General features: G+C 51.9%; 8 protein-coding genes. 6 read left to right on the forward strand and 2 right to left on the reverse strand.

The window, feature by feature from the left end:
- The coding region (gene ablB / locus Q7V06_RS04965) for a putative beta-lysine N-acetyltransferase (RefSeq protein WP_304838999.1) at positions 1-716 on the forward strand (716 nt) is incomplete at its 5' end.
- Here ablB and Q7V06_RS04970 read toward each other — a convergent pair.
- Complete coding sequence (locus tag Q7V06_RS04970; protein WP_304839000.1) at positions 694-969, reverse strand: hypothetical protein; 276 nt, start codon at positions 967-969, stop codon at positions 694-696. The two genes, ablB and Q7V06_RS04970, sit on opposite strands and share 23 nt — an antisense overlap.
- A gap of 58 nt (positions 970-1,027) precedes the next feature.
- Here Q7V06_RS04970 and Q7V06_RS04975 point away from each other — a divergent pair, with 58 nt between their 5' ends.
- Together Q7V06_RS04975 and Q7V06_RS04980 are read left to right on the forward strand one after the other, a co-directional pair.
- Entirely contained in the window at positions 1,028-1,948 is a 921-nt protein-coding gene (locus tag Q7V06_RS04975) for an ROK family protein (protein WP_304839001.1), read from the forward strand.
- Positions 1,949-2,212: 264 nt separating this feature from the next.
- Positions 2,213-3,211 carry a hypothetical protein gene (locus tag Q7V06_RS04980; protein WP_304839002.1) on the forward strand — a complete coding sequence of 333 codons (999 nt, stop codon included), beginning with the start codon at positions 2,213-2,215 and terminating at the stop codon, positions 3,209-3,211.
- 14 nt (positions 3,212-3,225) lie between these two features.
- Here Q7V06_RS04980 and Q7V06_RS04985 read toward each other — a convergent pair whose 3' ends face one another.
- Positions 3,226-3,360: a hypothetical protein gene (locus tag Q7V06_RS04985; RefSeq protein ID WP_304839003.1), complete on the reverse strand. Its 135-nt coding sequence runs from the start codon at positions 3,358-3,360 to the stop codon at positions 3,226-3,228.
- A 27-nt stretch (positions 3,361-3,387) separates the two neighbouring features.
- On the opposite strand from Q7V06_RS04985, the gene Q7V06_RS04990 reads away from it, so the two are divergent.
- From Q7V06_RS04990 to Q7V06_RS05000, 3 genes are all read left to right on the forward strand, one after another.
- Positions 3,388-3,798 (forward strand): DUF1016 N-terminal domain-containing protein, encoded by a 411-nt coding sequence (locus Q7V06_RS04990; protein WP_304839004.1) that lies wholly within the window; start codon positions 3,388-3,390, stop codon positions 3,796-3,798.
- Between the two features lie 19 nt (positions 3,799-3,817).
- Positions 3,818-4,546: a methyltransferase domain-containing protein gene (locus Q7V06_RS04995; RefSeq protein ID WP_304839005.1), complete on the forward strand. Its 729-nt coding sequence runs from the start codon at positions 3,818-3,820 to the stop codon at positions 4,544-4,546.
- Positions 4,547-4,550: 4 nt separating this feature from the next.
- On the forward strand, positions 4,551-4,914 hold a 364-nt coding region (locus Q7V06_RS05000; RefSeq protein WP_304839006.1), incomplete at its 3' end, for a YkgJ family cysteine cluster protein.

The raw sequence follows: 4,914 nt of genomic DNA on the forward strand, positions 1-4,914 counted from the left end.
AAGGGTACTCAAAGGTCTTTGCAAAGGTGCCTTCCGCCTCAGCTCCTGCATTTCTGAATGCGGGATTCGCAATTGAAGCGGAGATTCCCGGCTACTTTCCTGATGGTTCTGCCTGTCTCTTCCTTGGTAAATACACCAGAAGTGCCCGGAAGTCCTATAATACGTCCCGGGTTGCTGAGATACTGAGTGTTGCAGAGGAGCGTGCAGGGGAAGGTCATCCCCCCCTCATGGAAGGGTATTTGATAAGGGAGGCTCTCGTCTCTGATTCCGATGCACTCGCAGGGATCTATGCCTCGGTCTTTCCGAGCTATCCGTTTCCGATCGATGATCCGGATTTCATCTCTGATTCAATAGCAGACGGAAAGACCCGGTTCTTTATGCTCTGCGAAGGGGTTCATCTCATCGCCGCCTCATCTGCCGAGCTTGATCTTCTCTCAAAGACGGTTGAGATGACCGATTTCGCAACCCTCCCATCTGCACGGGGAACTGGTGCGGCGGGAGCTCTCCTTGATCATATGGAGCGGGTTGTCAGGGATGATGCATTTCATCTCGCCTATACCATCTGCCGGGCAGAAGAGCCCCCCGTGAATATCCTCTTTTCACGGGGAGGATACCGCTATGCAGGGACACTCCCGAATAATACCCAGATTTCTGGAGGTTTTGAGAGTATGAATGTCTGGTACAGGCCCCTTCTCAGAGCCCCTTTGTTTTATTGACAAGATTCATGCCATCATTCATGGTATCTACCATATCACTGACGTAACTCTCATTGGAGAGGCCGATCATCTCCATTGCATCGGTGAAGATCTTTATCAGCTCCTCTGCAAGCTCGCAGAGCCATTCAACAAACTGGGACATCGAATCAAGAGTGCCAAGGGGTGCTGTAGGATACTCGGCTGCTGTGACGTTTTCCGCTCCGATTGTGATAAAAAGGAGTACTATGATGAGTATGAGGGGGAGCCTCTCCATACTGTGAATATATATTTCGAAACGATAATACATTCGATATAGCTATGATTGGATCAGTATGACGCAGAGAGCGGTTATCGATATCGGAGCGACCTGGATCCGGGGTGGCCTTGTCTCGGTGGATGGAACGGTCACGCAGCGTCTCCGGATACCTACTCCAAAGATCGGCATTTCCGGTGTGGTGGTGACGAATGCGGTGATAGGGATACTTGAGAAGCTTCTTCCCACAACACCGCCCGGTTCAGGAGTCGGGATATCGTCAGCAGGTCCTCTCGACCTCACCTCCGGATCTATCGCCTCTTCCCCGAATATGGTATTTGATAGAATCGATCTCATATCTCCTCTCCGGGAGCGGTTCTCCCGCCCGGTATCACTGATAAATGACTGCCGGGCAGGAGCACTCGCTGAGCAGGCTTTTGGAGCTGGCAAAGGTCAGACTGATCTCGTCTATATCACGTTCTCATCCGGGATTGGCGGCGGTGTCATCTCCGGTGGCCGCCTCATCACCGGCTCAACAGGAAACGGCGGTGAGATCGGACATCTGTATGTGGACGGCAGGTATCATCTCGTCTGTGGGTGTGGCGGAACCGGCCATTTCGAGGCATATGCATCCGGAAACGGTATCCCACGCTTCTATAGAAGATTTTGTGCGGAGGAGGGGATCTTCATTGAGACGCTTCCTGATGCAGATACGATCCTCTCATCAGAGGAGGCAGTTCCTGCCCGTTTCCGTGATGAGCTTGCAGTGATCTGCGGTCGGGGCCTCTCCGGGGTGATCGCAGCATATGATCCGAAAATCATCATCCTTGATGGCCCGGTTGTACGGAATCATCCGGATTTTGTCTCTGCGATGATTGAACAGGTGGACCGGTACCTGCCGATGCCGAAGGTGGTGGTGAGTCCGCTTGGTGGGGATGCACCGCTGATCGGGGCGGGAGTGGCGGCTTTTAACGGAAGGGGGTTGAAAGAAGACCTCTAAGATATGCCTCTCCTGTGATGGTCAAAAGACGATCGTGGAGTTACGTTGACCCTCTTCACCACGGAAGTCATGCGAATAATTGGTATTCCTGAAGGTGAGGTGTCGCAAAAAAGCTCCAGGAAGCTCTCGGTTTGAAAAACGCAGGAATATTTCAGAACTGTCTATGTACTACCGGCAATTCGTTGCGCAAAAAAATGGTCCCTTGAAACTATCTCCAATCCTCATCACCTTTATCCCCTCTGCCCCTCATACGGTGATCCATCTATGGCGAAAGATTACTATGCGTTCACAGAACTGGATCGTGCGATACAGGTCACCCGGGATCTCCTCTGGCCCTTTAACAAAGGTGTCTGGCTCCGTCTTGCACTCATCGCACTCTTTGTCGGGTGGGGCGGCGGCGGATTCCCGCAGACGACATGGTCTTCAGATAATGACTTCCCAGGTGAGATATTCACCGGATTTCAGACATCAGGTATCTCGGATTACTTTGGAATCATCCTCGCAGTTGTTCTGGCGATGGTAGCAATTGGTCTTGTGTACATGCTCATCGGATCGATCCTCCAGTTCGTCTTTGTTGACTGTATAACAACGAAGAATGTCTCGATCTCGCAGTACTTCAGGCCGCGTGCAGAGAAGGGTGCCAGACTCTTCCTCTTCCAGATCGGCATCTCGGTCATCCTCGTCTTTGCCCTCCTGGCAGCGTTCATCCCCCTGTTCTTCGTATCAGGGGTGACCGGTACAGGGGGGATTGGTGGTGGTTTTGGCCTCGTCCCGATGACTCTCCTGCTCCTGCTCATCATCCCGATACTCCTTATTATCGCTGTCACCGCAGGTGTCATCCAGCTCATCACCATCGACTTTGTTGTACCGATCATGATCAAAAAGGATTGTGGAGTGATCGAAGGATGGAAGAGCATCTATGCGATCATACGAAGACAATGGATGCAGGGGATCATCTATCTGATCGTCCGCTTCCTTGCAGCTCTGGGTGCGGGCATCGTCATCCTCCTCATCACGCTCCTCGCACTGGGGATACTCGCCATCCCCTTCGCCATAATCGGCTTCATCCTGTATGCCACTGTTCAGATGATGAACACCATTCTCCTGCTCCTCATCATCCCCTACCTGATCATCGCAGTACCTGTAGCTCTCCTCATCTCTGTCCCGTTCATCACCTTCTTCAGGACGTACTCGCTGAAGGTCCTCGGGCGACTCTCCCCGGAGTATGCGATGCTCCCGGAAGTACAGCATGAAAACGTGTGAAGGGACCTCCCTTCTCATCCCATCTGAAGCCGGAAGACGATCATATACTCCCTACGAGAGAATCCCATGAACGAGACCGAGATAGAATCAATCGCCCAGTCGAGCCTTCCCCTGATCGAGCGGGTCAGATTACATGAAGAAACTGACATAAGAATAATAGTAGTGAATAGAATATTATGCAAAATAAATCTATAAAAAAAGAAAGTATATCTGCGGAAGAGTTATTCCTCCCACTTTTTTCAGAGATACGGGAGCTGATTTGCGGTGCTCGCCGGGCCGCAAGTCACAATATTAACACCCTTTTGGTCATCACAAACTTTGAGATCGGTTTAAGAATTGTGGAATATGAGCAGAAGGGAAGCAGAAGGGCGGATTATGGGGAGCAGATACTGACACAACTCTCAATAAAGCTATCAGAAGAGTTTGGGAGGGGCTTCTCAACGACAAATCTCAAGTACATGCGTCGTTTTTACCTTGAGTATCATGCAAAGAACCAGTATATTCCAGAGACAATCTTCCAGAAATCTCAGGATATACAACAATTTGGAAGAACAATTGGTCAGACAGTATCTGACCAATTCATCTGAAATAAGACGTGATTAACTCATGAACGAGACCGAGATAGAATCAATCGCCCAGTCGAGCCTTCCCCTGATGAACCCGGTCACTCCGGAGATGATCAGGCAGGCGGGTGATCTCGCCCGCCTCCCAAAAAAAGCAGTCGTTTATGATATCGGCTGTGGCAACGCAACCCTCCTCGCCCTCTGGCACAGAGCCTTTGGCATCACCGGCATCGGTATCGAACAGAGGCATGAGTCTGTCATCCGTGCTCGTCAGGCCTGTGCAACTGCCGGAAAAAAGATCGCCATTATTGAAGGAGATGCCGCTGTATGGAAGCCGGAATCACCAGCAGACTGTACTGCTGCCATCGGATCTGCCTTCATCTTCGGGGGGGCAGTCGAGTCTCTTCCTCACCTCGCATCGATCACAAAACCCGGCGGTACAATCGTGCTCGGCGATCGGTACTGGCAGACTGACCGGGTCCCGCCCGAGTTTGCTGTCCAGTGGTCTGAGATACCAACCGAGTACGGCCTCATCGCTGCTGCCCGCGACCTCAACCTCACCCTGACTGGTGTAATCCGGGCATCTCCGGCAGATCATGACACCTATGAGAGTTCAATCTGGAGAAACTGTTCAGACTGGCTAACGGCAAATCCGGACCACCCGGAGAGAGAGGAGATGGAGGAGTATCTCTGCCGTATCCAGGACGAATACCTCGTCTATGGAAGGGAGGCATTCGGATGGGCATGCTGGATCTTTGTGAAGGGGGAATGATCCCCTGACATTCGAATGCAGCCAGTGCGGAGACTGCTGCACCCACCTCGGTCTTGTCCATAGTATCGAAGAGGACTATGGGAACCTCCGCTACCGTCTGAAGAACCAGTATACCGGAGAGAGGACGGATGTCTGTGTCGATCCCGACAAAATCGCCCTTTTTTCGGATAGGAGCACCTTCATCGACCGTCCTGAGGCCTGCCCCTTCTTCAGGTTCCATGAAGGAAAAGGGTACTGTTGTGTCCATACAACACGCCCTCTGATCTGCCGTGATTATGGGTGCTGGCGAATCCTGATCAAGAATAGTAAGGGAGAGCGGGTTGGCCGGATCATGGGCTTTCGCCACCTCGCAACAGATGACCCCGACC

The sequence above is a fragment of the Methanocalculus sp. genome (genome assembly GCF_030651615.1).
Taxonomy (GTDB): Archaea; Halobacteriota; Methanomicrobia; order Methanomicrobiales; family Methanocorpusculaceae; genus Methanocalculus.

Excerpts from the sequence above, each read along its gene's own strand:
- Q7V06_RS04970 (WP_304839000.1), bottom strand. The coding sequence starts at position 969 with ATGGAGAGGCTCCCCCTCATACTCATCATAGTACTCCTTTTTATCACA.
- Q7V06_RS04975 (WP_304839001.1), top strand. The coding sequence starts at position 1,028 with ATGACGCAGAGAGCGGTTATCGATATCGGAGCGACCTGGATCCGGGGT.
- Q7V06_RS04980 (WP_304839002.1), top strand. The coding sequence starts at position 2,213 with ATGGCGAAAGATTACTATGCGTTCACAGAACTGGATCGTGCGATACAG.
- Q7V06_RS04985 (WP_304839003.1), bottom strand. The coding sequence starts at position 3,360 with ATGTCAGTTTCTTCATGTAATCTGACCCGCTCGATCAGGGGAAGGCTC.
- Q7V06_RS04990 (WP_304839004.1), top strand. The coding sequence starts at position 3,388 with ATGCAAAATAAATCTATAAAAAAAGAAAGTATATCTGCGGAAGAGTTA.
- Q7V06_RS04995 (WP_304839005.1), top strand. The coding sequence starts at position 3,818 with ATGAACGAGACCGAGATAGAATCAATCGCCCAGTCGAGCCTTCCCCTG.